This is a genomic window from Paenibacillus sp. F024 (genome assembly GCF_057814255.1).
Genome location: NZ_JBVASZ010000001.1, coordinates 321,078 through 347,868, shown reverse-complemented (window position 1 = coordinate 347,868; position 26,791 = coordinate 321,078). Strand labels below are relative to the sequence as shown.

28 protein-coding genes and 2 pseudogenes are annotated in these 26,791 nt (G+C 48.7%); 27 read left to right on the top strand and 3 right to left on the bottom strand.

Translation table 11 applies throughout. The features are described 5' to 3' along the window. Positions 1 to 57 precede the first annotated feature (57 nt). From rimM to ACZYR9_RS01665, 14 genes and pseudogenes are all read left to right on the top strand, one after another. Positions 58 to 582 (top strand): ribosome maturation factor RimM, encoded by a 525-nt coding sequence (gene rimM / locus ACZYR9_RS01730; RefSeq protein WP_488976722.1) that lies wholly within the window; start codon positions 58 to 60, stop codon positions 580 to 582. Beyond that, positions 579 to 1,343, top strand: a complete 765-nt coding sequence (trmD, locus tag ACZYR9_RS01725; protein WP_488976721.1) for a tRNA (guanosine(37)-N1)-methyltransferase TrmD — start codon at positions 579 to 581, stop codon at positions 1,341 to 1,343. Before rimM ends, trmD begins: the two co-directional genes overlap by 4 nt. Before the next feature lie 200 nt (positions 1,344 to 1,543). Further along, positions 1,544 to 1,822 (top strand): hypothetical protein, encoded by a 279-nt coding sequence (locus tag ACZYR9_RS01720; RefSeq protein ID WP_488976720.1) that lies wholly within the window; start codon positions 1,544 to 1,546, stop codon positions 1,820 to 1,822. Between the two features lie 17 nt (positions 1,823 to 1,839). Beyond that, positions 1,840 to 2,016, top strand: a complete 177-nt coding sequence (locus ACZYR9_RS01715) for a hypothetical protein (RefSeq protein WP_488976719.1) — start codon at positions 1,840 to 1,842, stop codon at positions 2,014 to 2,016. 179 nt (positions 2,017 to 2,195) lie between these two features. Further along, positions 2,196 to 2,666, top strand: a complete 471-nt coding sequence (locus ACZYR9_RS01710; RefSeq protein WP_488976718.1) for a hypothetical protein — start codon at positions 2,196 to 2,198, stop codon at positions 2,664 to 2,666. Between the two features lie 169 nt (positions 2,667 to 2,835). Continuing rightward, the gene (gene rplS / locus ACZYR9_RS01705; protein WP_488976717.1) at positions 2,836 to 3,177 is read left to right on the top strand and encodes a 50S ribosomal protein L19; all 342 of its coding nucleotides are present in this window, start codon (positions 2,836 to 2,838) and stop codon (positions 3,175 to 3,177) included. 72 nt (positions 3,178 to 3,249) lie between these two features. Next, positions 3,250 to 3,828, top strand: coding sequence for a signal peptidase I (gene lepB, locus ACZYR9_RS01700; RefSeq protein ID WP_488976716.1), 579 nt, complete (start codon positions 3,250 to 3,252; stop codon positions 3,826 to 3,828). Positions 3,829 to 3,872: 44 nt separating this feature from the next. Then, on the top strand, positions 3,873 to 4,757 hold the full coding sequence (gene ylqF, locus ACZYR9_RS01695) for a ribosome biogenesis GTPase YlqF (protein ID WP_488976715.1): 885 nt from the start codon (positions 3,873 to 3,875) through the stop codon (positions 4,755 to 4,757). A gap of 89 nt (positions 4,758 to 4,846) precedes the next feature. Further along, the gene (locus ACZYR9_RS01690) at positions 4,847 to 5,602 is read left to right on the top strand and encodes a spermidine synthase (protein ID WP_488976714.1); all 756 of its coding nucleotides are present in this window, start codon (positions 4,847 to 4,849) and stop codon (positions 5,600 to 5,602) included. Positions 5,603 to 5,745: 143 nt separating this feature from the next. After that, positions 5,746 to 6,173: pseudogene (locus ACZYR9_RS01685) on the top strand (SRPBCC family protein). 660 nt (positions 6,174 to 6,833) lie between these two features. After that, a complete protein-coding gene (gene rnhB, locus ACZYR9_RS01680; RefSeq protein WP_488977125.1) occupies positions 6,834 to 7,505 on the top strand; it encodes a ribonuclease HII in 672 nt (223 codons plus the stop codon). 360 nt (positions 7,506 to 7,865) lie between these two features. Beyond that, on the top strand, positions 7,866 to 9,689 hold the full coding sequence (locus tag ACZYR9_RS01675; RefSeq protein ID WP_488976713.1) for a hypothetical protein: 1,824 nt from the start codon (positions 7,866 to 7,868) through the stop codon (positions 9,687 to 9,689). Next, positions 9,686 to 9,982, top strand: coding sequence for an EscU/YscU/HrcU family type III secretion system export apparatus switch protein (locus ACZYR9_RS01670; RefSeq protein WP_488976712.1), 297 nt, complete (start codon positions 9,686 to 9,688; stop codon positions 9,980 to 9,982). Before ACZYR9_RS01675 ends, ACZYR9_RS01670 begins: the two co-directional genes overlap by 4 nt. Then, positions 9,979 to 10,353: a YraN family protein gene (locus tag ACZYR9_RS01665; RefSeq protein ID WP_488976711.1), complete on the top strand. Its 375-nt coding sequence runs from the start codon at positions 9,979 to 9,981 to the stop codon at positions 10,351 to 10,353. The genes ACZYR9_RS01670 and ACZYR9_RS01665 overlap by 4 nt, the downstream gene beginning before the upstream one ends. Here the strand turns inward: ACZYR9_RS01665 and ACZYR9_RS01660 are convergent. Then, a complete protein-coding gene (locus tag ACZYR9_RS01660) occupies positions 10,350 to 11,921 on the bottom strand; it encodes a YifB family Mg chelatase-like AAA ATPase (protein WP_488976710.1) in 1,572 nt (523 codons plus the stop codon). The genes ACZYR9_RS01665 and ACZYR9_RS01660 overlap by 4 nt on opposite strands. Before the next feature lie 174 nt (positions 11,922 to 12,095). On the opposite strand from ACZYR9_RS01660, the gene ACZYR9_RS01655 reads away from it, so the two are divergent. After that, complete coding sequence (locus ACZYR9_RS01655) at positions 12,096 to 12,353, top strand: hypothetical protein (RefSeq protein WP_488976709.1); 258 nt, start codon at positions 12,096 to 12,098, stop codon at positions 12,351 to 12,353. 192 nt (positions 12,354 to 12,545) lie between these two features. On the opposite strand, the gene ACZYR9_RS01650 is transcribed toward ACZYR9_RS01655, so the two are convergent. Then, positions 12,546 to 12,776, bottom strand: a complete 231-nt coding sequence (locus ACZYR9_RS01650; RefSeq protein WP_488976708.1) for a hypothetical protein — start codon at positions 12,774 to 12,776, stop codon at positions 12,546 to 12,548. A gap of 20 nt (positions 12,777 to 12,796) precedes the next feature. Then, a pseudogene (locus ACZYR9_RS01645) lies at positions 12,797 to 13,691 on the bottom strand (IS1595 family transposase). A 273-nt stretch (positions 13,692 to 13,964) separates the two neighbouring features. On the opposite strand from ACZYR9_RS01645, the gene sucC reads away from it, so the two are divergent. The 12 genes from sucC to fliF all read left to right on the top strand — a co-directional run bounded on the left by sucC (position 13,965) and on the right by fliF (position 26,784). Further along, the gene (sucC, locus tag ACZYR9_RS01640) at positions 13,965 to 15,125 is read left to right on the top strand and encodes an ADP-forming succinate--CoA ligase subunit beta (protein ID WP_488976707.1); all 1,161 of its coding nucleotides are present in this window, start codon (positions 13,965 to 13,967) and stop codon (positions 15,123 to 15,125) included. A gap of 58 nt (positions 15,126 to 15,183) precedes the next feature. Beyond that, the gene (sucD, locus tag ACZYR9_RS01635; RefSeq protein WP_488976706.1) at positions 15,184 to 16,116 is read left to right on the top strand and encodes a succinate--CoA ligase subunit alpha; all 933 of its coding nucleotides are present in this window, start codon (positions 15,184 to 15,186) and stop codon (positions 16,114 to 16,116) included. A gap of 106 nt (positions 16,117 to 16,222) precedes the next feature. Next, positions 16,223 to 17,326, top strand: a complete 1,104-nt coding sequence (gene dprA, locus ACZYR9_RS01630; protein WP_488976705.1) for a DNA-processing protein DprA — start codon at positions 16,223 to 16,225, stop codon at positions 17,324 to 17,326. 41 nt (positions 17,327 to 17,367) lie between these two features. Next, complete coding sequence (topA, locus tag ACZYR9_RS01625; protein WP_488976704.1) at positions 17,368 to 19,467, top strand: type I DNA topoisomerase; 2,100 nt, start codon at positions 17,368 to 17,370, stop codon at positions 19,465 to 19,467. Between the two features lie 51 nt (positions 19,468 to 19,518). Continuing rightward, the gene (gene trmFO / locus ACZYR9_RS01620) at positions 19,519 to 20,847 is read left to right on the top strand and encodes an FADH(2)-oxidizing methylenetetrahydrofolate--tRNA-(uracil(54)-C(5))-methyltransferase TrmFO (RefSeq protein ID WP_488976703.1); all 1,329 of its coding nucleotides are present in this window, start codon (positions 19,519 to 19,521) and stop codon (positions 20,845 to 20,847) included. Between the two features lie 121 nt (positions 20,848 to 20,968). Next, positions 20,969 to 21,514, top strand: a complete 546-nt coding sequence (gene hslV / locus ACZYR9_RS01615) for an ATP-dependent protease subunit HslV (protein WP_488976702.1) — start codon at positions 20,969 to 20,971, stop codon at positions 21,512 to 21,514. 21 nt (positions 21,515 to 21,535) lie between these two features. Beyond that, on the top strand, positions 21,536 to 22,933 hold the full coding sequence (gene hslU, locus ACZYR9_RS01610) for an ATP-dependent protease ATPase subunit HslU (protein WP_488976701.1): 1,398 nt from the start codon (positions 21,536 to 21,538) through the stop codon (positions 22,931 to 22,933). A gap of 23 nt (positions 22,934 to 22,956) precedes the next feature. Continuing rightward, positions 22,957 to 23,730 (top strand): GTP-sensing pleiotropic transcriptional regulator CodY, encoded by a 774-nt coding sequence (gene codY / locus ACZYR9_RS01605; protein WP_488976700.1) that lies wholly within the window; start codon positions 22,957 to 22,959, stop codon positions 23,728 to 23,730. A gap of 235 nt (positions 23,731 to 23,965) precedes the next feature. Then, positions 23,966 to 24,364, top strand: coding sequence for a flagellar basal body rod protein FlgB (gene flgB, locus ACZYR9_RS01600; RefSeq protein WP_488976699.1), 399 nt, complete (start codon positions 23,966 to 23,968; stop codon positions 24,362 to 24,364). Positions 24,365 to 24,367: 3 nt separating this feature from the next. Beyond that, complete coding sequence (gene flgC / locus ACZYR9_RS01595) at positions 24,368 to 24,823, top strand: flagellar basal body rod protein FlgC (RefSeq protein ID WP_488976698.1); 456 nt, start codon at positions 24,368 to 24,370, stop codon at positions 24,821 to 24,823. A 22-nt stretch (positions 24,824 to 24,845) separates the two neighbouring features. Continuing rightward, entirely contained in the window at positions 24,846 to 25,142 is a 297-nt protein-coding gene (gene fliE / locus ACZYR9_RS01590; protein WP_488976697.1) for a flagellar hook-basal body complex protein FliE, read from the top strand. 46 nt (positions 25,143 to 25,188) lie between these two features. After that, positions 25,189 to 26,784 (top strand): flagellar basal-body MS-ring/collar protein FliF, encoded by a 1,596-nt coding sequence (gene fliF, locus ACZYR9_RS01585; protein WP_488976696.1) that lies wholly within the window; start codon positions 25,189 to 25,191, stop codon positions 26,782 to 26,784. The last annotated feature ends 7 nt before the right edge of the window (positions 26,785 to 26,791 follow it).

Here is a 26,791-nt window from a genome sequence, read left to right as displayed (position 1 = left end):
GTTAGGAGCTGCTCCTAACTCTTTTCTTCTATTATAAAGCAGGCTCCGGAGGTAACGATGAGCGAAAAGTTATACACGGTTGGCAAAATTGTAAATACGCACGGCATTCGCGGCGAGCTTAAGATCGTGTCGCAGACCGATTTTTTGGAAGAACGGTTTGCCAAGGGCAGTAAGCTCGTGTTTTTTAACCCTGAGAACGGAGCGCAGATTTCGGTAGTCGTTGAATCGTCGCGGGAACATAAAAATATGATCATCGCCCGATTCCTAGGCTATAACGATATCAATGAAGTCGAGAAGTACAAGGGTTGGCTTCTGAAGGTCGAAGAGCAGTATTTGTCCGAGCTGGAGGATGAAGAATTTTACTACCATGAAATCATAGGCTGCCGCGTCTTTACGGAAGAGGGGGAGGAGCTTGGAACCATCAGCGACATTTTATCTCCCGGCGCTAACGATGTGTGGGTGGTGGAGCGCTCTAAAGGGAAACCGCTCTTGCTTCCTTACATTGACGAGGTAGTCCTGAACGTGGATGTAGAGCAAAAAAAGGTGACGGTGCATCTGATGGAAGGTCTGCGGGATCTATGAAAATCGATGTACTGACATTGTTTCCGGCAATGTTTGAAGGTGTGTTTTCCTCCAGCATATTAGGAAAGGCACGGGAAAAAGGTCTTATAGAGCTGGGTACGGTAAATTTCCGGGATTATGCTAACAACAAGCATAACACCGTCGACGATTACCCTTATGGGGGCGGCGGCGGCATGGTGCTCAAGCCCGAACCGATCTTTGCCGCCGTAGAGGAGCTGACTACCGGTCTTGAGCAGCGTCCCAGAGTCATTCTGATGTGTCCCCAAGGCGAGCCCTTTACGCAGAAAAAAGCAGAGGAGCTTTCGCGCGAGAAGCATCTGATTTTTATATGCGGCCATTATGAAGGGTATGACGAACGGATCCGGGAGCATCTGGTGACCGACGAGCTCTCCATAGGCGATTACGTGCTTACGGGCGGCGAGCTTCCTGCCATGGTGATTATCGATAGCGTGGCGCGCCTGATTCCGGGTGTTCTTGGCAACGAAACGTCGGCCGTCACCGATTCGTTCAGTACGGGACTTCTTGAATACCCCCACTATACCCGTCCGGCTAAGTTTCGTGACTGGGAGGTACCGGACATCCTGATCTCCGGACATCACGGCAACATTGAGGATTGGCGCCGTAAGCAATCGCTGCTGCGGACATGGAAGAAGCGTCCGGATCTGCTGGAGCAGGTTGAGCTGACGGAGAAAGAACGCCGCTGGCTTGAGGAGCAAAAGGCGGCAGAAGCTGTCAGGGATCAAACGGAAGGGCACAAGTGATTTCTTATCAGGATAGAATGTATAAGTTTTCAGCGGAGCTCAACCCTTCTATCATTTCAAGAAAAGTTACCTCTAAATGAAAAACTTCCTATTTATTGCATTTTTGATAGAAATATGATAAGATACATATAACGAAATACACGTGCGGAAGAACCGCCTTATGTCATGCTTGATGTGCATGCATAGGGCGGTTTTTGTATTTGGTTGGTTTTTTGCACAATCGGGAGCCGGCACGTGAACATAAAACAGAAAGGGGGCTTGCGCGTGTCCCGCACGAAATGGAGAAGGAAAGCGGTTCTCTGGCTGAAGGAGCTGCGACTTCCGATGAGGAGGCATATATGTCCAAGATTGTCATAGCGGTTCTCATGTCCGTATTGCTTTCAGGCGCCACACTCTATGTCCTGGGGGCACAGATTGTTCCGGCAGCAGGATCCGCGGGAAACCAGACGAGAGCGCAAATCGACAGCGCATTCCAATGAGGAGATGATGAATATTCATGGGAAAATTAGTGATTGCCTGCCTTCTTACCGTACTGCTTGGAGGGGCGGCCATGTTTGTCGCCGGAACCCAGGTAGGACCCGCGGTCAGCACAAAGGGCGCGAGCTTGAATACCAGTATCACTACAGCTGCAGTTAATCTGACCAACGGCACAGTAACGGCTGCGGCTCCATAAGACCATGAGCAAGCTGATTATTACTTGCTTGAGCGTTGTTCTGATATTTGGGATTTGCATTTATATTTTCCGTCCGGCGGGCGGACAGGGCGTGAATGAGCAAATTAGAGACGGTCATATGAGGATCACAGAGAAGGTCCGCAGCTTTGATTACGTAACCAATTGACAGGGAGACAAAGATGACAAGAAGGATTTCGATCCTGCACGACGAAGAGGGAATGGCCAATGTCCTTGTTACTTTATTCATTATACCGATCATGCTGTTCTTATCCTTTGCGATTGTCCCTTTTTTTGTTTATGTGATGAAAGGAAACCATTTGAATACGATCGCAAATCACGGTTTAAAGGAAGCCGAAGCGGTAGGGTATATTAGCCCGCTTATAGAAGCGAACTTGCGCGCCAGACTAGCCGAGCTGGGGATGGGTCCGGTTATGATAGATGGGACCGCATACCCGGCCTTTACAGGAAGCACCGGAACAAAGGTCTTTCGGGACGCGGCGGACCCCACGATCACTCTGGTGTTGAAATATCCGGCTCCCGGCTTGTCCAAAATGCTGAGTGCCTTAGGGGGTGGAAGCGGCGGAGGTGCTTCGGCACATGATGGATTCTACTATTTGGTGCTATACGGTAAAAGTGAAGCTTTTGAATGATTTTGTCATTTAATGAAATCCTATTCTTGAGTTTCTCTTTTATTTATGCTATGATACATAACGTTGTGGCATTTTTGCTCGAATACGGTGGTCCTCTGCTCGTAACAACGAAAGAATCCTACATCTGAAGAGGCGGCAAGAACACCTGTGTGGAAGGAGGGAGTCATCCATGAATTTGATCCAAGAGATTACGAAGGAACAGCTTCGCACAGACATTCCAAGCTTTCGTCCTGGCGACACTTTGAAAGTGTATGTTAAGGTTATCGAGGGTTCGCGTGAACGGATTCAGTTGTTCGAAGGCGTTGTAATTAAGCGTCGCGGCGGCGGAATCAGCGAAACGTTCACAGTAAGAAAAATTTCTTACGGTGTCGGCGTTGAAAGAACGTTCCCGATTAACACTCCAAAGATCGATAAGATTGAAGTGGCTCGCCGTGGTAAAGTCCGTCGCGCGAAGCTCTACTATCTTCGCGGTCTGCGCGGTAAAGCAGCTAGAATTCAAGAAATTCGATAAGAAACAAGAGGGGCTTGCGAACCAAGCTCCTTTTCGTTTTTTACTTACATTGGCGAAAGGGCAGGAAAGAATATGGAGCAGGATCAGACCGTAGAAAAAGCGAACCCGATCAAAAACGAAGCTTGGGAATGGATCAAAGCGCTGCTGATCGCAGCCGCTCTCGTGTTTTTTATACGCTGGCTCATTTTCGCCCCGTTCATTGTGGAAGGGCCTTCGATGGAGCCGAATTTTTACACCGGTGAACGCCTTATCGTCAATAAGCTAACATACAAGTTCGGCGAGCCGGAACGAGGGGAAGTCCTTGTGTTCCATGCCACCAAAGACAAAGATTATATCAAGCGCGTCATTGCATTGCCTGGAGAAAAAGTGCGGGTGGACGGCGATCAGGTGTTTGTTAACGATCAATTACTGGACGAGCCGTACCTGAAGCAGGCTTTGGATGAAGCGGCGCAACAAGGGAAACCTTATAACACAAGAAATTACCCGGAGCAAACCGTACCGGAAGGAAGTATATTCGTCATGGGGGACAATCGTTCCAACAGCTCGGATAGCCGGGACAGTACGGTAGGCTTTGTTAAATACGAACAGATTGTCGGACGAGCCGATTTGATTTTCTGGCCGTTTGATAAAATAAGTTTGGTCCATTTTTAGACTTAGAGCATAGATTAAAGGTGTAAAGTTGAGGTGGCCTACCAATGACGATCCAATGGTTTCCGGGTCACATGACGCGGGCGCGGCGGCAAATTCAGGATAAGCTGAAGCTGATCGATCTGGCGATTGAGCTGCTGGATGCGCGGATTCCTTTGTCCAGCCGTAACCCGATGATTGATGAGATTTTGCTGAATAAGCCCCGTATGGTGCTGCTGAATAAGAGCGATCTGGCAGATCCGGTCGTGACGAAGCAGTGGATTGATTACTTTGCGGAGCAGGGACTGCGGGCGCTTCCGATCGATTCTGTCCAGGGCAATCCGGTCAAAGAGATCATACAGCGCAGCAAAGAGCTTTTGGCGAACAAAATCGAAGCCCAGCAGCGTAAGGGGATCAACCCTCGTTCGATCCGCGCTTTGATCGTAGGCATTCCGAACGTCGGTAAATCGACATTGATCAACCGAATGGCAGGCCGTAAAATAGCGGCTACCGGTGACAGGCCGGGGGTAACCAAAGGCCAGCAGTGGATCAAAGTGGGAACGGAAATGGAACTGCTGGATACGCCGGGCATTTTGTGGCCCAAGTTTGAAGACCAAACGGTCGGCTTGCGGTTAGCGGCTACGGGAGCGATCAAAGAGGAGATTTTGCATTCGGAAGAGATTGCGTTTTTTGCGGTGCGTTATTTGGCCGGGCATTATGGCGAGGCCCTGAAAGAACGCTTCGGCATAGATGAAATGCCGGAGGAGCTCGAAGATCCGAACGCGATCGTGGAATTAATGGAAGCGATCGGCCGTAAACGCGGAGCCCTCATGAGCGGTGGCCGAGTGGATCTGGAGAAAGCGTCGCTTGCCATATTGCGCGAGCTTCGAGCCGGTAAGCTTGGCAGGTTCAGCATGGAAACGCCGGATGAAATGACAGAAGCATATACGTAATGAGGAAGAAGTGGGACGGCCGTCAGGTGATCCGCTTCTTTTTTTCATTTGTTGAATTCTGATTCTTTACACGGAAGGAGATCGATGATTTGCATCTGCTGGCTAAGGTGTTAAGCAAATATAATGAGATTGCGGTATACGATGCTGCGCAGTTGTATGGGAAGGTAGGGAAATATCGATTCCTGCAGTTTTCAGACGATGCTGTACAAGGCGCAATAGACTTGAAGGATCAAAAGCGCATCGTGCTGGAATACCCGAGGGCCATTATACATCTGATGGAATGCCATGTTCCTTATTTCGAAAACGTGTTTGTCATCGGGCATGGGATTGGCACGATCGCCGGCCATTACCCGGACAAGCAATTTAAAATAGCGGAAATCGACGAGAAGGTAGTGGAATTAAGCAAGGTGTTTTTTGGATACCGCAAGGATAATGTTGTTGTCGGAGATGGGCGCCGGATCCTTTTGAATGAAGAACCGAATACATATGATTTTATTATCTTGGATGCGTTCACCAAAGAGGGGACGCCGCTTCATTTAACAACCATGGAATTTTTCAAGATGACCAAGGAAAAGCTCAACTCCCGAGGGGGTATTATCCTAAATCTAATGGGAAAACCGAAGAACGACCGGCTGATGAATGCCATTCATATGACGCTTAGAGAAACTTATGCTTACTCAAGAGCATTTTCCCTGCAGGGAAAGGACGCGTCTGACCTACGGAATATCATCCTCATCGGAAGCGACAATATCATTGATAATCCAAAAGATATGGCAGGTTTCTTTGAGATCGAGCTAGGGCAAGGACATGTCATGCTGGATAGAGATCCAAGCTTTTTTGAATGAAACGGGTATCTACATAACAGGGTAATAGAGCAATGGATAAGAAACCCTAGCGTATGTGATATGCTATCATTTAAGAAACCTAGAACGATGAAAGGAAAAATCCGGATGGCAGCACTGAATCTGTACCGGTAGTTAAGGCGGAAATGCTGATTCGCAGACCGGTTGAAGAAGGGTTTGAAGCTCTTATCAATCTGGAAATAATTACAAAATGTTGGTTCACCAAAAGCAGCGGAAGATTAGAGGCGGGAAAGCATGTGCCGCGGGATTGGAGATGTACGGCGTTTCTGATGACGTTTATGTACTGGAAATCGAATAAAACAAGCGGATTTGGATAGAATCATCAGACAGCACCAAGGTCGAGTGGATATTTACTCCCCGACCAGATAACGAAACCTTTGTCACGATTACAAACTCAGGGTTTACTGGAGATGGAGACGATATCGTAAATCAAGCTATGGACGCGATGGGAGGATATATGATGGTGCTTTGCGGGCTAAAGGCGCTTCTTGAGCATAACGTCGCCTTGGATTTGGTAGCGGACAAGGCGCCTGACGCCCATGTTAAAAGTTAAGAGTCGCTTTTTAGCTGTGCGAATGCATAGCCGGTTTGCGTGCGAAGTAGAACGGTGACTGCAAATAACTAATGTTACGTTGCGCCGAACAGGATACCCCGCAAATAACGGGAAAAGATGGATTTAATTCGATTGCAGCTGCCCGAGTGGTCAAATGAAGAGGGATTGCCCCATCTAATTTCGACAGTTTACTTTGAAATCTCCGAAAGCAGTTGTTTTTACTTCATGTTTTCCAGCGCGGGCAATATTAGAAGGAGGCTTCTCCTTTTAAAGGATAAGGTAGAGCCTTATTGCAGAGGAAGCAATCTGCCATTCGAACATGCTAACGTTGATTCAGGAGCGTTCTGCTAGAGATCTAACTAACGCTGCGCCATCAGACAAAGTCAAGGAGACGGCTCTATCACCGGGTGAGGAACGTCATTGGAACGTTGCGGCATCCGAATAAAGCTTCGCCAAAATAGTTAACTCCCAAAACGGCAGCTAAACAGTTGGGATTGCTCTGTCGTATGTTTTTTGAGGCAGGTTTATGTTACTGACAATTAAGCTGCGAGAAACGATTAATTGAAAAGTGACGGCGATCATCGAGGATTTTTTCATATATTAGGCCGCTAACTAAAATTTTAACGAAAATGTGGGTGGTTCGGTATAGGGGTAGGCAAGCTGCACCCGGTAAGGTATAATGTTACATCATGGCAGAATGTACAACAATTGCAGGTGAAACGGATGCTGGAATACGAACGTGATTTATGGCAGCGGGGAAAGCTTTGTATCGCCGGAGTGGATGAAGTCGGGCGAGGCTGCTTATTTGGAGATGTGGTTGCAGCTGCGGTAATTTTGCCGCAAGGGCTTGTCCTTGAGGATGTGAACGATTCCAAAAAAATAAGCGAAAAAAAACGGGAGGCTCTGTATGAGATCATCATGGAGGAGGCTCTCGCCGTCGGAGTCGGTATTGTAGACGTGCCCACCATCGAACGGATCAATATTAAGCAGGCGGCGAGGCTGGCCATGAAAGAAGCTGTGGAAAAGCTTGCTTTGACTCCCGATATGCTGTTGGTGGATGCGGAGAAAGTCGATGTCCCCATAGAGCAGCTTGCAATCATTCATGGAGATGCGTTGAGTCAGTCGATTGCAGCGGCTTCGATTATCGCCAAAGTGACTCGGGACCGGATGTGCTTCCAGTGGGATGTGGATTATCCGGAGTACGGGATCGCCATACATAAAGGCTATGCAACCAAAAAGCACCGTGAGGCCATACTGGAGTACGGACCTTCGCCGATGCATCGAAAGACGTTCCTTAAAAAGATTGTTCATGAGCAGCAGCTGTTATTTTAGTGAAATGACGGAAGCGTTTTGCCGATATACAAGATAACCGGAAAAGAAGCCGGCAGGGAGCGTGCGGACGAGCCCGAGCCGGCTTTGCGTTCGTTAAGCTAGTAAAATCATTAATGCTCGATGTAGCTGAAGACTTTCTTAATCGCAAGAAAAGCTTCATCTGAAACACGAATGAATCTTCATCGAAAAGGCATCGATCAGAAGCTTTTCTTTTAGATATAAGAAAGTATAAGTTTTCAGCGGAGCTGAAGACTTTCTTAATCGCAAGAAAAGCTTCATCTAAAACACGAATGAATCTTCATCGAAAAGGCATCGATCAGAAGCTTTTCTTATTACGCAGGTCTAAAAGGGGGGGCAGCCGTGAACATTAGCGGAATGGTGCGGAGCTTGATCGGTGAGACGCAAATGTCCGAGCCCAAGTCGCTGGAGCTCAAAGCGGGACAGGTCGTCAAAGGGAAGGTGGCTCAGCTCCTATCCGATAAGGAGGCTTTGGTCCAAATCAACGGCGTGCAGGTTCGGGCGCAGCTGGAGACGCCTTTAAAGCAGGGAGAGGTCACCATGCTTCAGGTTCAGCCGGAAGCCTCGGGAGGGCAGGTAATGCTTAAGCCCCTGCAATCTTCCACAGTGCAGATTGCGGAGGTATCGTTGGGAGATGTATTAAAAGGGGTAGGACTTCAGGATACTCCGGCAAATCGGCAGTTGGTTCAAATGCTGCACCAAGCGGGAGTTCCGCTAACCAGGGAAAACGCAAATGCATTCGCGCAGCTGCAGTCGAGTATGCCTGCGCAGGTGCCGCCGGAAGACTGGGTGCCAACGGCTGTGATCGCTTTTCAAAAAGGTCTGCCGTTGACGCAGGAGACAGTGGCTTCCTTGCGGCAGGCCGTACAGGGTCCTCCTTTTCATAAGGCATTGGAAAATATAAGCTTGCTGGTTCAACAGGAGCTGGATGGTCAGACGGAGCATTCGCCGCAGACCCGTGCGCTGCTGGAAAGCGTACGCCAGCTGGTACAGCAGATTCGGGAGACGGCTGGACAGCTGCTCGGCAAAGCTGACGGTGGAGCGCTTGCGCAGGGCGCAGGCGGCGGAGCGGCAGCGGGCGCGGGAGCGCAGCAGCAGGCAGCGGCAGTGCAGGGCGCAGGCGGCGGAGCGGCAGCGGGCGCGGGAGCGCAGCAGCAGGCAGCGGCAGCGCAGGGCGCAGGCGGCGGAGCGGCAGCGGGCGCGGGAGCGCAGCAGCAGGCAGCGGCGGCGCAGGGCGCAGGCGGCGGAGCGGCAGCGGGCGCGGGAGCGCAGCAGCAGGCAGCGGCGGCGCAGGGCGCAGGCGGCGGAGCGGCAGCGGGCGCGGGAGCGCAGCAGCAGGCAGCGGCAGCGCAGGGCGCAGGCGGCGGAGCGGCAGCGCAGGGCACGGCTGAACAGAACGCAGCAGCGTTGGCGCAGGCGCAGCCTTTGTCAGATCAGCCGGAAGGAGGGCAGCTGCTGGGGCGGTTGATGAAGGCGCTGGGTATGGATCATGAACACCAGACAATTAAACATCTGGAACAGACTATGCAGGAGCAGAAGTTGAGTGCAGTGGGATTATCTACGGGTTCGCAAGGGGAGGCGGCCAAGACGGCCGATTCGTTGAAAAGCGTACTGATGCAGCTTTCTCAGGCAAGTGATGCGCCCCAGAGCTTAAAGGATGCTGCTCAGCAGGCGGTTCAACACATCACAGGGCAGCAGCTGCTGCTCAGTCAAGACCGGGGAGCCATGTTTTCTCATGTGACTTTGTTTGTGCCGTTGATTCATGCCAACGGAGAACAGACAGCGGCCATTCACATCCAGTCCCGCAAAGGGAATAACGGCCGGCTTGACGAGAGTAACTGCCGGCTTGTTTTTGATTTGAGAATGAAAGCGTTAGGAGATACCATGGTGGATGTTCAAGTCGTAAACCGGATTGTCAGTTTACATGTTCATAATGATCTGCCGTTCACTAGAGAACTGCTGGAGGCTCATAAAGACGATATAGCCCAAGGACTGAATTCAATCGGGTATCAGTTTATTTCCATGAAATGCAGCTCTTATCCTTCCAGGATAACCGAAGCTCCGGAATCCTCCGAAGCGTCGGGTTCGGCGTCGCTACCAAGGGAAGGCGGCCTTCCGTCTGTATATGCGCAGCAGCGTTATAAAGGTGTGGATATTCGTATATGACCCAGAAGCCACAGGGAATCAAGAAGGCGGTTGCCTTAAAATATGCTCCGGAATCATCGGCGGCCCCCAAGCTCATTGCTAAGGGAAAAGGGAGAATTGCCGAATCCATCATGGAAAAAGCCAAGGAAAACGGTGTTCCGATCCAAGAGGATCCGTCTCTTGTTGAGGTGCTGTCTAAATTGGATTTGGATCAAGAAATTCCACCGGAGCTTTACAAGCTCGTAGCGGAGGTGCTGACCTTTATTTACCGATCCGACCAGAGAGCCAAACAGTGGAGGAGGGAAGGCGGTTGACGGAGTCACGGTTAAAACGCAAAGAGCTTGGGGCCATTGGTGAAGCGGCGGCAGAGCAGCGGTTGAAAGAGCAGGGGTTTAAGCTGCTTGCACGAAATTGGCGGTGCAGGACCGGGGAGATTGATATCATCGCCATGGACGGTGAAATACTTGTATTTGTCGAGGTGCGTACCCGCAGCGGGAAGGGAGCTTTCGGAACGCCCCAAGAATCGGTGAATGTTCGGAAACAGAGGCAAATTTACGAAACCTCTCAAGTATATCTTCATCAGGAACGGCAGCACGGCCGGCAGGTTCGTTATGATGTTCTGGCCGTGCTAACGGACCTGGCGGGAGCTGTACGGCATATCGAGCAAATCCGCAACGCTTTTTAACCTAGGAGCGTGAGCGGATTTATTTTTTTGTCCAAAGCCCTATACTGCAGGGCCTCGGCGACATGCTCGGGCAGAACGTCGTTTTGGCCTTCCAAGTCGGCGATCGTCCGGGCAATTTTTAAAATCCGGTCGTGTGCTCGTACGCTTAACCCCAATACTTCAAAAGAACGCTCCAGCAGCTTGGACGTTGCTTGGTCGATTTGGACATGCTCCCGCAGCATTTTTCCGCTTAGCTCACTATTAAATAGAACTCCGGAGCCGTGGTACCTGCGAAGCTGAATGTGATGGGCGCTTTCGATGACGGCGCGCATTTCGGCTGAGGTCATCTGTCCTTGTGCAGGCGCGATATGCTTATATTCGATACGAGGAACTTCTACGTGAAGGTCGATACGGTCAAGCAGCGGACCGGATATTTTGGAACGATAATGCGCTACCTTGACAGGGCTGCAAGTACAGCCCTGCTGCTCGGTTTCGGCTCCCCAGTAGCCGCACGGACACGGATTCATGGAAGCGGCAAGCAAGAAATGTGCGGGGAACTTGTACACAGCCCGGGCACGACCGATGGTGACCGACCGGTCTTCCAGAGGCTGTCGCAGCACTTCCAGGGCAACTCTGGAAAACTCGGGAAGCTCGTCTAAAAACAATACGCCGCGATGTGCGAGGCTGACTTCACCCGGCTTGGGAATTCCCCCGCCTCCGATTAATCCTGCGGCGGAAATCGTATGATGCGGCATACGAAAAGGCCGTTCGCGGACCAGCTGTCTCCGATCCGCGAATTTTCCGGAAGCGCTGTAAATTCTGGTCACATCCAGCGATTCCTGTTCGTTCATAGCCGGCATGATCGAAGGGAGGCGCTTGGCCAGCATCGTTTTGCCTGTACCCGGCGGACCGATGAGCATAATATTGTGCATTCCGGCGGCGCAGATCGTCAAGGCCCGTTTGACGTGCTGCTGCCCGTACACATCGGCATAGTCTTCTTGAGCGGACAAGGGCTTTGCATTTAATTCAAGAGCAGAGGGATGGATGAAATTCGCAGCAGGTGCGGGACCCTTGTCCTTGTTCTCTTTTAGTTCGATAAAGAGCTGGCTTAAATGCCGGATCCCGACAACTTCACAGCCTTCAAACCATAAGGCTTCCTCCGTATTGTCCGCCGGCAGTACGATCCGAGCGATTCCGTGCGCTTTGGCGGAAGCGATCATGGACAACACCCCGGGTATCCCCCTGACTGAGCCATCTAAAGCAAGTTCGCCGATCAGCAGTGTTTTTTCAATCCGCTCCTGGTGAATTTGTCCGCTCGTGGCAAGAATGCCGGCGGCAATTGCCAAATCAAACGCGGACCCTTCTTTACGCACATCCGCAGGAGCTAAATTAATAGTGATCCGCTGCAGCGGAAAGGTAAACCCGCAGTTTTTAATGGCGGCGCGCACCCGTTCCATGGACTCTTTTATTGCACTGTCGGGCAAACCGACAATATTCATTTGAGGCAGACCATTGCTCAAATCGACTTCGACTTCCACCAATTTTCCGTCGATGCCGTGCAAGCACGCGCTGACTACTTTTCCATACATAAATAAAAACACCTTTCCCATGAAATTCATGGCTAAAGGTGCTTCCCTATCCGCTCATGTATATATTGTCATTCTAGTTCATTTGCCCCTGTAAGGCAACCCGTATAACATTTTTCTAGCCAAGGATTACATAGCTTAACCTTTGGTCATAATGAGTACCAGAGGTGATGAAAAATGGAACAAAAACCTTATTTTTGTCCAAATTGCCGTTCCAACCGTGTAAAATTCAGCATGATATTGAGTTACTCACAACGGTTTATGAAGGATGCCATAACCGGTTCCGTCCAAGAAATAAGCGATCCTCAGCAATTGGAGGAAAGCGAACCGACGATCCAGTGCCAGGTATGCCATTTTACCGGCAATGAGATGCGTTTCGTCAAACAGGCAGAGCGTGAGCCCAGAACGGCCACTCAGATCAATTCGATCTATTAGCAATCCGCTTGAACACGGCGCACGCTTCCTTTAGGGGAGGCGATGCGCCTTTATTTTGAACATGCATAGAACCTTGACGCCGGGCTCATACGCATTTTGTTGGATATTGCGGAAAGCGGATACCTGGAATAACCAATACTTTTGCGTCTTATAAAAAGGCTCTTTTCGTAAAAATTGTTGCTTTATTTGATGCTACATTTTTCCTTGCTTTATCCAAGACCAAATACGATAGGAACCAAACAATGCCACAAGTAGCACAAGAAACAACATGAATACCCAAATGCCAAGTCTATTTATATCTCTTATCCCATCTGCATTGATAAGTACAAAAGCACCGCAACATATGAAAAGAAGATACATGAAAACATTTGGTACAATCCAAGCAATTCTAAGCTTCATGTTTTTATTGTTCAATAGCTCCACCTCCATATGACACTATTTTGTTACGAGCTTTTAAGTAGTCTTGTTGTTGTAAAGTTAGCATTTTTGCAAGATTCCACAACCATCGTATGTTTGCGAAGCTGCTTATTCATTTGTTTATGCAATTCTAAGAAACGGAACCAGAACAAGTAGTTGTCGATGTATTTTGTACCGACACCATTGAACCGTTCCATCCATTTCTTCAAACGTTGTGATATGCATTGACGTGCTGGATGTGGTAGATACCTTTCTTCACTCGAACACCTTTATTAGCATTCAAAATTTCATGATATATGCCCTTCTTCTTAGCATATGCCTTGTAGTTTTTGGCAGAATCCGTACAAAGAACAGTTTCATTATCTAAGCATTTGCTTAGAACATGGTCGATTTCGTCAGTTTTCGATGTGTTATTTGCTTCTTCCCTTTGTCACTTTCGAGGAAGTATGTTTCATCACTTTCAACAATGCCTTTTAGGGCTGTAAATCCATGCGAGCGTAAGGCATTAAGAACCTTGTGCTTCCAATAAAAAGCAGTTGAAACGTGGATATTCAATTCTTCAGCAATTTTTGGTAGAGTGAACCCATCGACCATCAATTGAAAATATTTTAGCCACTTGTGAGGGTGAGGAGTCCCTGAAATTGGGCTTGCCGTCATGTCATTAAATGACTTACCGCAGTCATGACAAAGATAACGTTTGCGAGAGCGATATTTCCCATTTCGTTTCACACTAATACTACCACAATGAACGCAAGTCAACCCGCCATTAAATCGAGCTTTACGTATATCACCAACCAGGCTGGCAATATCTTCTTTGTTTTCTGGAAACAGCGATTTCCGTATTTCTTCAAATAATCGTAGTTGTTCTGCTTTTGGCAATTCATCAAATTCTTCATAGACCGATTTCCAATCCATTGTCATTCACTTATGGTACAAACGAATGTTCCTATTTAATTATAACAGCAGCGTTGTTTAGCAGCAATGGTTTAGAAAAGAGCCTATAAAAAAGATAAATCGCATCATTAACAAAAATAATAAGGAAACTGGTCGAAAAAAGTGATACAATAATAAAGGTTTGTCAATCCGGACATGCTAACGTTTGGCAGACGGATGGTTGTAACGGTTGGCTTTTACCGGAAACGGCGGAGGCTTATACCATATAGGAAGTCATTCATGATAGGAGGATTTTGCTAAATGAATATCCATGAGTATCAAGGCAAAGAAGTGCTGAAGCAGTACGGGGTTGCCGTACCGGAAGGGAAAGTTGCTTTTACGGTGGACGAAGCGGTAGAAGCGGCAAAATCGTTGGGTACGCCTGTAGTAGTGGTGAAGGCGCAAATTCATGCCGGCGGCCGCGGTAAAGCGGGCGGGGTTAAGGTAGCCAAAAACCTCGATGAAGTTCGTACATATGCTAATGAAATTTTAGGTAAAGTCCTCGTTACGCATCAAACAGGACCTGAAGGTAAAGAAGTTAAGCGTTTATTGATTGAGCAGGGCTGCGACATTAAGAAAGAATATTATGTCGGCGTTGTTGTTGACCGCGGTACAGGCCGTGTCGTTATGATGGCCTCCGAAGAGGGCGGTACCGAGATTGAAGAAGTGGCTGCTCACACGCCGGAGAAGATTTTCAAAGAAGTCATTGACCCGGCTATCGGTTTGCAAGCGTTCCAGGCTCGCAAGCTGGCTTATGCCATCAATATTCCTAGCGAGCTCGTCAATAAAGCCGTTAAGTTTATGATTGCACTCTATAGTGCATTTGTTGATAAAGATTGCTCGATTGCTGAAATCAACCCGCTTGTTGTTACGGGTGACGGCAATGTTATGGCGCTTGACGCGAAGCTGAACTTTGATTCCAACGCGCTGTACCGCCACAAAGACATTTTGGAGCTCCGCGATTTGGAAGAAGAAGATGAGAAGGAAATCGAAGCTTCAAAGTTCGATTTGAGCTACATCGCGCTTGACGGCAACATCGGCTGCATGGTCAACGGTGCGGGTCTGGCTATGGCAACGATGGATATCATCAAATATTACGGCGGCGAACCGGCTAACTTCCTCGATGTAGGGGGCGGTGCTACGACGGAGAAAGTAACAGAGGCATTTAAAATCATTCTTTCCGACCCAAGTGTCAAAGGAATCTTCGTTAACATTTTCGGCGGAATTATGAAATGCGACGTTATTGCCAACGGTGTTGTCGAAGCGGCAAAGCAAGTTAGCCTTGACAAACCGCTTGTTGTGCGTCTGGAAGGTACGAACGTTGACCTTGGCAAAAAGATTTTGAATGAATCCGGACTGAACATCGTAGCGGCTGACTCGATGGCGGACGGCGCTCAGAAAATCGTTGCTCTTGTGAAATAATAACGATTTTCCATATGTTTCTTTTTCTTAATAATATCAAGGGATGTGAACATAGATCATGAGTATTTTGGTCGATAAAAATACAAAAGTCATTACACAAGGGATTACCGGTTCCGTAGGGATGTTCCATACAAAGGGCGGACTGGACTACGGTACACAAATGGTAGGCGGCGTCACTCCGGGCAAAGGCGGTACTAACGTCGACATCACGCTGGAGAACGGCTCGACCGTTTCGATTCCGGTATTCAACACAGTAGTTGAAGCTAAAGCGGCAACGGGTGCAACCGCGTCTGTTATTTACGTACCGCCGGCTTTCGCGGCAGATGCCATCATGGAAGCTGTTGACGCTGAGATCGAGCTCGTCATCTGCATTACAGAAGGCATTCCTGTTCTTGACATGGTGAAAGTAAGCCGTTATATGGAAGGCAAGAAATCCCGTTTGATCGGACCGAACTGCCCAGGCGTCATTACTCCAGGCGAATGTAAAATCGGTATCATGCCTGGCTATATCCACACTCCTGGACATGTCGGCGTCGTATCCCGAAGCGGAACATTGACTTACGAAGCGGTTCATCAGCTGTCGACACGCGGAATCGGTCAATCGTCAGCTGTAGGTATCGGCGGAGACCCGGTAAAAGGCTCCGAGTTTATTGATATCCTGAAGCTTTTCAATGAAGATCCGGACACCTACGCTGTAATCATGATCGGTGAAATCGGCGGCTCCGCAGAAGAAGAAGCAGCTGAGTGGATTGCAGCCAATATGAAAAAGCCTGTTGTCGGCTTCATCGGCGGACAAACGGCGCCTCCAGGAAAACGTATGGGCCATGCGGGCGCGATCATCTCCGGCGGTAAAGGTACAGCAGCAGAAAAAGTAGCAACAATGGAACGCTGCGGCATTAAAGTAGCTCCGACACCTTCTGAAATGGGTTCCACATTGGTGAGCGTTTTGGAAGAAAAAGGTCTGCTCGAGAAATGCATCACTAAAAAGTAAGCTATTCATTATGTCTTATTGAGATAGGCAAGAAGCCTCTCATTTCCGTGTATTCACCGGATTTGAGGGGCTTTTTTGCATCTTGGCGAAGGAGTGTATATACTATATGGACAACCGCCTCATCTTGTTCGCGCTGCATCAAATGCAGGGAATAGGCTGGAAAACCATCGACAAGCTTGTACGACAGTTTTCCGAACTGAGCGATATCATGACGCTCGGATATGCGGATTGGCTGGAGCTGGGTCTTACTCCAGTTCGCTCTGAACAGGTGATCAAGGGTCTGAAGGAACTTGAAACGGGACGAACGGAAAGGCAGCTTAAGCTATATGAAGACCGGCAAATCGGATGGATCTGTCTGTGGGATCATGATTATCCTGAGCTCCTCAGGGAGACGGCTGCACCGCCATGGATTCTGTATTACCGCGGACATCTTGAATTCGCTCATAAGCCGTGTATTGCCATGGTTGGAACGCGTAAACCTACAGTTTATGGTAAAGTAACAGCAGAACGGCTGTCGGCATCGCTTTCCTCGGCTGGATTGTGTGTAGTCAGCGGATTAGCACGTGGAATTGACAGTGCAGCTCATGAAGGAGCCTTAAGAGAAGCAGGGGGTACCATCGGTGTGCTTGGGTGCAGCATTGAAGAGGTGTATCCTCCTGAGAATAAGCTGCTCTATCGAAGAACGGCGGAGGGCGGCCTGCTTCTGTCGGAATATCCGCTTGGCACCAAGCCCCGTCCAGGATTGTTTCCGCAGCGCAATCGGATCATTGCAGGATTAAGTCTTGGCGTAGTTCTGGTTGAAGCGGCGATGAACAGCGGTTCACTGATCACAGCGGATTTGGCGCTGGAAGCTTCCCGGGACGTGTTTGCCGTTCCCGGTCCGATTACCTCGCCTAAAAGCGAGGGGACGCTTCATTGGTTGAAGCTGGGAGCCAAGCTGGTTACCGGACCTGACGATATCATAGAAGAGTATGCGGGCCGGATAGCCTTGAGGCAAAAAACAAACCTTAATCATACGGGAGCTGCGGAAGCGGTTCTGTCTGCGGATGAGCAGCGAATTTACGATCTACTGACCCAAAAACCGATGCAAATCGAAGAATTGCTGGCGCAAAGTCAATATAAATTTGGACATTTGCATTCAGTTCTGATAAATTTACTAATGATGCAGCGAATCGTCGAGCTTCCAGGTTCAGTCTACACAGTTCCTTGATGATCGTACATATTTCATTTGTCGAAGGGGGAAGGACGCCTATGGCCGATTCGTTAGTCATTGTGGAGTCACCCGCAAAAGCCAAAACGATCAGCAAATATTTAGGCAGTAAATATATTGTTAAAGCCTCCATGGGTCATATTCGCGATCTGCCCAAAAGTCAGATCGGGGTTGAAGTCAAAAAAAACTTTGAACCAAAATATATTACGATCCGCGGCAAGGGGTCTGTTCTCAAAGAGTTGAAGGACGCCAGAAAAAAAGTCAAAAAAGTTTATCTGGCGGCGGACCCCGATCGTGAAGGGGAAGCTATCGCTTGGCATTTGGCGCATTACTTGGAGCTTCCCGATCAAGAGGCCTGCCGTGTCGTTTTCAATGAGATTACGAAACAGGCAGTAAAGGACGCTTTCAAAACACCGCGCAAAATCAATCAGGATTTGGTTAACGCCCAGCAGGCGCGGCGTATCCTGGACCGGCTTGTCGGCTACAAAATCAGTCCGCTCTTATGGAAAAAAGTAAAAAAGGGACTGTCCGCCGGAAGGGTACAGTCGGTTGCCGTGAAGCTGATTTACGACCGTGAAAATGAGATTAAAGCATTCGTTCCGGAGGAGTACTGGTCGATTACCGCCAAGCTCGCTGCCGGAACAGCGGAGTTTGAGGCGAAATTTTTCAGCAGCGGCGAGAAAAAGGATCTGAAGAACGAAGCGGAAGTCAACGAGATCCTTGCCGTATTGAAGAACTCCGACTTTGTTGTAAGCGAAGTCAAGGAGAAGGAGCGTCAGCGCAATCCTTCCCCTCCGTTCATTACCAGCTCGCTGCAGCAGGAAGCCGCGCGCAAATTGAATTTCCGTGCCGCGAAAACGATGTCTGTGGCCCAGCAATTATATGAAGGAATTGATTTGGGCAGCGAAGGTACTGTCGGTTTAATTACCTATATGCGTACGGATTCTACCCGGATTTCACCGGTGGCCCAGGAAGAAGCCAAAGAATACATCGTTCAAAAATATGGGGAAGCCTACTATCCTGAGACGCCGCGCAATTATTTGAAAAAGAACGCCAATGCTCAGGATGCGCATGAAGCGATCCGCCCAAGCTCCGTGCTGCGTGAGCCGGACCAGATCAAGGAATATCTGAGCCGTGACCAGTTTAGGCTGTATAAGCTGATATGGGAGCGGTTTGTGGCGAGTCAGATGGCTTCTGCCGTGATGGACACGATGACGGTCGATCTGTCCGCCGATTCCGTCGTATTTCGCGCCGTCGGCTCTAAAATAAAATTTCCTGGCTTTATGAAGGTATATGTCGAAGGCAATGATGATGCCGCGGCGGACAGCGGGGATGAAGAAAAGCTGCTGCCGCCGCTTAAACAGGGCGATCAAGTGATCAAAAAACAGATCGATCCGAAACAGCATTTTACACAGCCTTCTCCTCGTTATACCGAAGCGCGATTGGTCAAGGCTTTGGAGGAAATGGGGATCGGTAGACCCAGTACGTATGCGCCGACACTCGAAACGATTCAAAAGCGCGGCTACGTTGCCATCGAAGAGAAAAAATTCGTACCGACGGAGCTTGGTGAGCTAGTGATTCAGCAAATGATCGAATTTTTTCCGGAGATTCTGGATGTGGAGTTCACAGCCCAAATGGAAGAAGGTCTCGATCATATCGAGGAAGGCAAGGAAGATTGGGTACAGGTGCTCAGCCAATTCTATGAATCGTTTGAGAAGCGGCTGGAAGTGGCGGAGGAAGAGATGGAGAAGGTGGAAATCCAAGACGAGGTTTCCGATGAAATCTGCGAGAAATGCGGCAGTCATTTTGTATACAAAATGGGACGCTTCGGTAAATTTCTGGCTTGCTCCGGCTTTCCCGATTGCCGCAACACCAAGCCGATCGTTAAGAATACCGGGGTAACCTGCCCGACCTGTCATGAAGGTCAAATTATTGAGCGCAGAAGCAAAAAGGGCCGGATTTTTTATGGTTGCGACCGTTATCCCGATTGTGAATTTGTCTCTTGGGATAAGCCTGTGGAGCAGCCGTGTCCAAAATGTGGAGCCATGCTGGTGGAGAAGCGAAACAAATCAGGAACGTTTGTTCAATGCGTCGCCTGTGATTTTAAAGAGGAAGCGAAGGAAGAGCAGGATCACGATTAAGCCTGCTCTTAGAACGGCTTGGCGTTAAAAGCCACAAGGAGGAACACTGCAGTGAATGAAGTACCGAAAGTGACCGTGATCGGCGCCGGTCTCGCAGGAAGCGAGGCCGCATGGCAGATAGCAAGCCTTGGCGTTCCGGTCGTGTTGTACGAAATGCGTCCGGTAAAAAGAACACCGGCTCACATATCCGATCAATTTGCTGAGCTGGTATGCAGCAATTCGCTGCGGGCAAACGGCCTGACTAATGCGGTCGGAGTATTAAAGGAAGAAATGCGTTTATTGAACTCCCTGATTTTGCGTGCTGCCGACAAGCATGCAGTACCTGCGGGAGGGGCCTTGGCGGTCGACCGTGAAGGCTTTTCCGCAGAGGTGACCGCAATGCTGCGCAACCACCCGCTGATCGAGGTGCGTAACGAAGAACTGGAGTCGCTGCCCGAAGGCATTGTGGTTGTAGCGACGGGCCCGCTTACGTCGCCTGCGTTGTCGAAGCATTTGCAGGAGCTGACGGGAGAGGAGTACCTGTATTTTTACGATGCGGCCGCGCCGATCGTAGAGAAAGATTCTATCGACATGAGCAAGGTTTATCTCGCTTCCCGTTATGACAAGGGCGAGGCGGCCTACTTAAACTGTCCGATGACCGAAGAAGAATTTAACCGATTCTACGAAGCTTTGATTACGGCAGAGAGCGCACCGATGAAGGAGTTTGAGAAGGAAATCTATTTCGAAGGCTGTATGCCGATCGAAGTGATGGCGAAGCGGGGGCGGCAAACCGTTCTGTTCGGCCCGATGAAGCCCGTTGGGTTGGTGAATCCGCACACAGGCGAGCTGCCTTTTGCCGTTGTCCAGCTGAGGCAGGATAATGCAGCCGGCACACTGTATAATCTGGTAGGCTTTCAAACCCACTTGAAGTGGGGAGAGCAAAAACGGGTTTTCTCGCTCATACCCGGTCTGGAAAATGCCGAATTTGTACGATATGGCGTCATGCATAGAAACACGTTTATTAATTCTCCAAGTCTGCTTCGTCCGACATACCAGTTTAAAGAACGGGAAAATCTATTTTTTGCCGGACAGATGACGGGAGTGGAAGGCTATGTGGAATCCGCGGCCTCCGGTCTGATTGCAGGGATGAATGCGGCAAGGTATGCAAAAGGCTTGGAGTGTCTCGTGCTTCCGGCGGATACGGCTCTGGGAAGCATGGCGCAATATATTACCACAGCCGATTTTAAGCATTTCCAACCGATGAATGCCAATTTTGGTTTATTTCCTCCATTAGAGGAGAAGGTCAGGAATAAAAAGCTTAAAAATGAGAAAATTGCATTAAGGGCAATTGAGAAAATTCAGAATTTTTCACAAAACGTATACAATTCGACTTGTAAATAAAACATGTACTATGGTACGATATACCCGTCTCAATTGTTTTCAAAGTATATAACGGGAGTTAACGCTAAACTAAGCTTGAAACAGCTTAGTTTTCGTCATGATTGGAGGGGAATTCGGGAGGATGGAACAAACATTTCACGCCACGACGATCTTCGCTATCAGACATCAAGGCAAGGGAGCCATTGCCGGTGACGGTCAAGTGACGTTTGGAAATAGTATGGTAATGAAGAGTCATGCCAAAAAGGTGAGAAGATTGTACCGCGGAGGAGTCATTGCCGGTTTTGCCGGTTCTGTAGCCGATGCCATCACCTTATTTGAAAAGTTTGAGGCGAAGCTCGAGGAGCATCATGGGAACCTGCAGCGTTCCGCCGTGGAATTAGCCAAAGATTGGCGCTCGGACCGGGTGCTTCGCCGTTTGGAAGCTATGATGGTCGTCATGGATCGAACCGGATTGCTGCTCATCTCCGGGAACGGGGAAATCATTGAGCCTGACGATGGCATACTGGCTATCGGTTCCGGCGGAAGCTTTGCTCTTGCAGCGGGTAGAGCGCTTCACCGCTATGCGCCGCAGATGAGCGCAAAGGAGATTGCACTGGCTTCGTTGACGATGGCTGCAGAGATCTGTGTGTTTACGAACCATAACATTATTGTTGAAGAGATCGAATGATTCCAAGGAGGTTATGACATTTTGAAATCGAATGCCTTGACTCCCAAAGAAATCGTAGCCGAACTGGATAAGTATATTGTCGGGCAGAAGCAGGCAAAGAAATCCGTTGCCGTCGCCCTTCGCAACCGGTATCGCAGAAGTCTGCTGAACGAGTCGATCCGTGATGAGATTGTGCCCAAAAACATCCTTATGATTGGACCGACAGGGGTAGGAAAGACGGAAATTGCCCGCAGGCTGGCAAAGCTTGTCGGCGCTCCTTTTATTAAAGTGGAAGCAACGAAATTCACCGAAGTCGGTTACGTTGGCCGGGATGTGGAATCGATGGTCCGGGATCTGGTAGAAACCTCGATTCGAATGGTAAAAGCGGAAAAAACCGATAAGCTCAAGGACCGCGCCGAGCAAATGGTCGTTGATCGGCTGGCTTCCATTTTGGTTCCCAGCCCATCGAAGCAGCGCAGCCAACGCAATCCGCTGGAGATGATCTTCGGACAGCAGAACGCTGCACAGTCGGAGCCGGAGCAGGAAACCGATGCAACCATACTTACGCGCAGACATCAGGTCAAGGAGCAGCTGCAAAAAGGCGAGCTTGAAAATCAAATCATTGAGATAGAAGTGGAAGACCATTCTCCCTCCATGTTTGATATGCTGGCAGGACAAGGTAATGAACAGGCCGGCATGAATATGCAGGAGCTGTTCGGAAGCTTGATGCCCAAGCGAACCAAGAAGCGGAAGCTTCCTGTGAAAGAGGCGCGCAAGGTGCTGCTGCAGGAAGAAGCGCAAAAGCTGCTCGATATGGATGAGGTTATGCAGGAGGCGGTCAGACGCGCAGAGCAGGCCGGCATCATTTTTATTGATGAGATTGACAAGATTTGCAGCTCCAGCAGAGGTAACGGACCGGACGTATCCCGAGAAGGGGTGCAGCGCGACATTCTGCCGATCGTCGAAGGCTCTACTGTGATGACCAAGTACGGTCCCGTCAAAACGGATTATATTTTGTTCGTAGCGGCCGGCGCGTTTCACATCGCCAAGCCTTCGGATTTGATTCCTGAGCTTCAAGGACGCTTTCCGATTCGGGTGGAGCTTAACAGCCTAACGCAGCAGGATTTTGTTCTAATTCTCAAAGAGCCCCAGAATGCGCTCACGAAGCAATACACCGCACTGCTGGAAACTGAAGGCATTCATGTGGAATTTTCCGATGAGGCCATTTTTGAGATCGCGCGAATCGCTGCGGACGTTAATCAGAATACGGATAATATCGGGGCTCGCCGATTGCATACGATTTTGGAAAAGCTGCTGGAGGATTTGTCTTTTGAAGCGCCTGAAATTACGCTTGAACGAATCGTCATCTCTCCCGAGTATGTGAGAGAAAAGCTGTCTGATATCGTACAGAACAGAGACCTCAGCCAATATATTTTGTAATTGCTCAAGTTGGAGGCAAGATCATGACATTATTAATGAAGACCAGAAGGCTGAACAAACTACTGCAGAAGGAAGCGGGGAATCCGGTCAGCTTTATGGATATGGCCGTGGTGCTCAGCGATCTGCTGAATGCTGATATTTACGTCGTTAGCCGGAAGGGCAAGGTGCTGGGCAGCGCATACGTATCTTTAGCCCAAGATAATCTGTTAAACGGTTCGGTTCTTCAAGAGAACAGGTTTCCGTCAGAGTATAACCAGCTGCTGTTGAAAGTCGACGAAACCTCTTCCAATCTTGCCGCAGGCAGTCCATTTGATGTATTCGGGGACCATTCTGCGGATACGTCTTTTAATATTACGATTGTTCCCGTCATTGGTGGCGGAGACCGGCTGGGGACGCTTATTCTAACCAAGAGAGACGGCCAGTTCATCGATGACGACCTCATCTTGGCGGAGTACGGCTCCACCGTGGTTGCCATGGAAATTTTGAGGGAAAAAGCGGAGCAAATTGAAATCGAGGCGCGGTCAAAAGCAGTAGTACAGGTGGCGGTCGGCTCCTTGTCGTTTAGTGAAATGGAGGCGGTCGAACATATTTTTGAACAGCTGGAAGGGATGGAAGGACTTCTTGTTGCCAGTAAAATTGCGGACCGTGTCGGAATCACTCGTTCGGTCATTGTGAATGCGCTGCGGAAGCTGGAAAGCGCAGGTGTGATTGAAACCCGTTCGCTCGGAATGAAAGGAACCTACATTCGGGTATTGAACGATCAACTGTTAAACGGGATTCAAAGCGCCAAATCCTGACATCTGCATGTTTTGTAAATATTTTTTAAATTATGGCCCTGTATGAAAATATAGGGCTTTTTTCTCATTGTAATCATTTCCGAAATTCATCAATATAAATATAGTTCTATTGAAGTGCAAATAATCCCAGCAATGCTATATTTTTTTTGAAGAAAATGTCGAACAAAGGAGGAATTGTTCTAAAGCTGTTGAATATTTAAAAATCAGATCAATCCGGGAAAGTGGGAGTTTGTCCATGAATATCTTAAGTAAACCCTCATTCCGACTGCTGGAACAGTCACTCAATGCATCTACACTTCGACAAAAAGTGATAGCCGATAATGTCGCTAATGTTGATACTCCTTTTTTTAAGCGATCGGAAGTGCGTTTTGAGGAGCTTTTGCAGCAGAAGTTGAACGGTGGGGAATTACAAGGCTATCGAACGGATCCAAGGCATTTTTACATAGGACGGCCTTCCAATCCTCAGCCGCAGATTATACGTGATGACCAATCGATGATTAACAACAACTTGAATAATGTGGATATGGATTATGAGATGACCCTCATGGCCAAAAATCAGCTTCGCTACAATACAATGGTCCAGCAGGTGAACAGTGAGATTAATAAAGTCAGAACGGCCATAGGGAGGATGTAACGAATGAGGCTGACCAACGGATTCGATATTAGTGCATCTGCTCTGACGGCGCAGCGTTTGCGCATGGATGTGATCTCCTCCAATATTGCCAACAGCGATTCAACAAGGGCAAGGGTGGTAAACGGCAGGTGGGTTCCTTACCAGCGTAAGCTTGTTACGATAGAACCCAAACAGGCGAACTTCGCGGAGACGCTTCAGAATGCAATGGCAGGTAAAGAAGGCGGAGCTGGAGAAGGAGTGCGCGTCACAAAAATTATTGAAGATCCTTCTCCCTTTAAGCAGGTCTACAATCCAACGCATCCGGACGCGGATGAGAACGGGTTTGTCATGCTGCCGAATGTCGACGTGCTTAAAGAGATGGTGGATATGATTTCCGCAACCCGCTCATATGAAGCGAATGTTACCGCCCTGAACGCATCGAAAGCCATGGTCGGAAAAGCGCTGGAAATCGGAAGATAATTAAATTAAAGGGGCTATTTAAATGATTGAGAAAGTGAATTTACAGCCGCAGATAATCACAGATAGCATTCAGCCGAAAATGAGCGCTGCAGAAGTGTCTGATCAGTTTGGAAGTTTTTTGAATAATGCTATAGCTGACTTAAATGCCCAACAAAATACGGTCGACAAGCTGAATGAAGGGTTCGTAAAAGGCGAAATATCCGATGTTCACCAATTGATGATCGCTTCACAGAAAGCTTCCTTGGGATTGGAATTGACGGTACAAGTGAGGAATAAGGTCATTGAAGCTTATCAAGAAATTATGAGGATGCAGGTATAATCTTCTTGATAAATTCTGGTGATGGTCAATCGGGTGGGGTGAAACAGTGAGTGAAAACCTACTCCAATATTGGAATAGAACGAAGCAATATTGGACTCAGTTTAGTAAAGTACAGAAATTAACATTAATCGCAACGGCGTTTATCGTTATGCTTACGATTGGAATCATCAGTTATAATTTATCCAAAACGGAATACGCGCTTGCTTATACGGATCTGCAGCCGAGTGATGCGGCAGCGATCAAAGCATATTTGGATGGAGCCAAGATTCCATATCAGCTTAGTGAAGATGGAAGAAGCATCGGTGTTCCGAGAAGCCAGGTAGCCAATGTTAAATTGGGCGTCGAGTCTCAGGGACTGAACAAGAACGGCAGCATCGGTTATGGTTCCTTCAGCCAAAGCAGTACGTTCGGGACGACGGATCGCGAGTTTGATGTCAAATATCTTAATGCAGTGCAAGGTGAGCTTCAGCAGTTGATCAATTCTAACACGGCCATAAGTAGTTCAAAAGTCCTAATTAATTTGCCGAGAGAAAGCGTCTTTCTACCGACCGGCGGAGAGCCGGAAAAAGCGTCTGCGTCGGTTGTGCTGGATATCAAACCGGGATACTCACTGGATCAGGCCAAAATCGATACCATGTACAACCTGGTTTCCCATAGTGTAAAGGATCTGCCGGTAGAGAATATTACCATCTCGGACCAGAACGGGAACTTGCTTGAATATTCCAAGAACCAAAGTCAATCTGGCAATGCTTCAAACATAGCATTGCAGCAGTTCGAAATTAATAACAAATTCAGAAATGATGTTCAGCGGAATGTTCAGCAAATGCTGGGAACCATTCTCGGCAGAGATAAAATTGTCGTCAGTGTATTCTCGACAATGAACTTTGATCAGACTAGACGTAAAGAACAGCTTGTTACGGCTCCGAATACAGTTGATCAAGTCGGACTGGACATTTCGATTCAAGAGATCCAAAAAAACTATACAAGTGATGGCGGGGCCCAGCAGGGGGGGGTTCCCGGGACCGGAGCTACAGACGTACCAGGCTACCCGGGCACTGCAAACAATGGAAGAACCAATTCCGAAGAGCTGCAAAGAACAGTCAACCGTGAAGTCAATCGTATAACGAACGAAATCGTACTCACGCCGCATGTTGTTAAGGATTTAACCATTAATGTGGGAATTGAACCACCGGATCCGCAAAATCCGAATTCTTTAACACCACAGACGATTGAGGCCGTTCGGCAAATTCTGGTTAACGTAGTTCGGGCCGCATTAGCGGATAGCGGAACGCCGTTTACGGAAGAAGAATTAGCCAGAAAAGTGACGGTGTTCCCTCAAGTGTTCGCTAGAACAAATGAGAATCAGGGTGCAAATGCAAATACAATGCTGCTTTACGGAGCGCTCGGCGGCTTGGCTCTTGCTCTGCTCGGCGGCGGTGCCTACTGGCTGATTCGTAGACGCAGAGCCCGGCAGGAGATCGGGGAAGAAATCGTGGATGAAACACCAAGAGTGGAGTTTCCAACCATTGATATCGATAATGTAAACAATGATAATCAGGTACGTAAGCAGCTGGAGCAATTAGCCAAGAGGAAACCGGAAGAGTTTGTTAATCTTCTGCGTACTTGGTTAGTAGACGAATAGAGGTGTG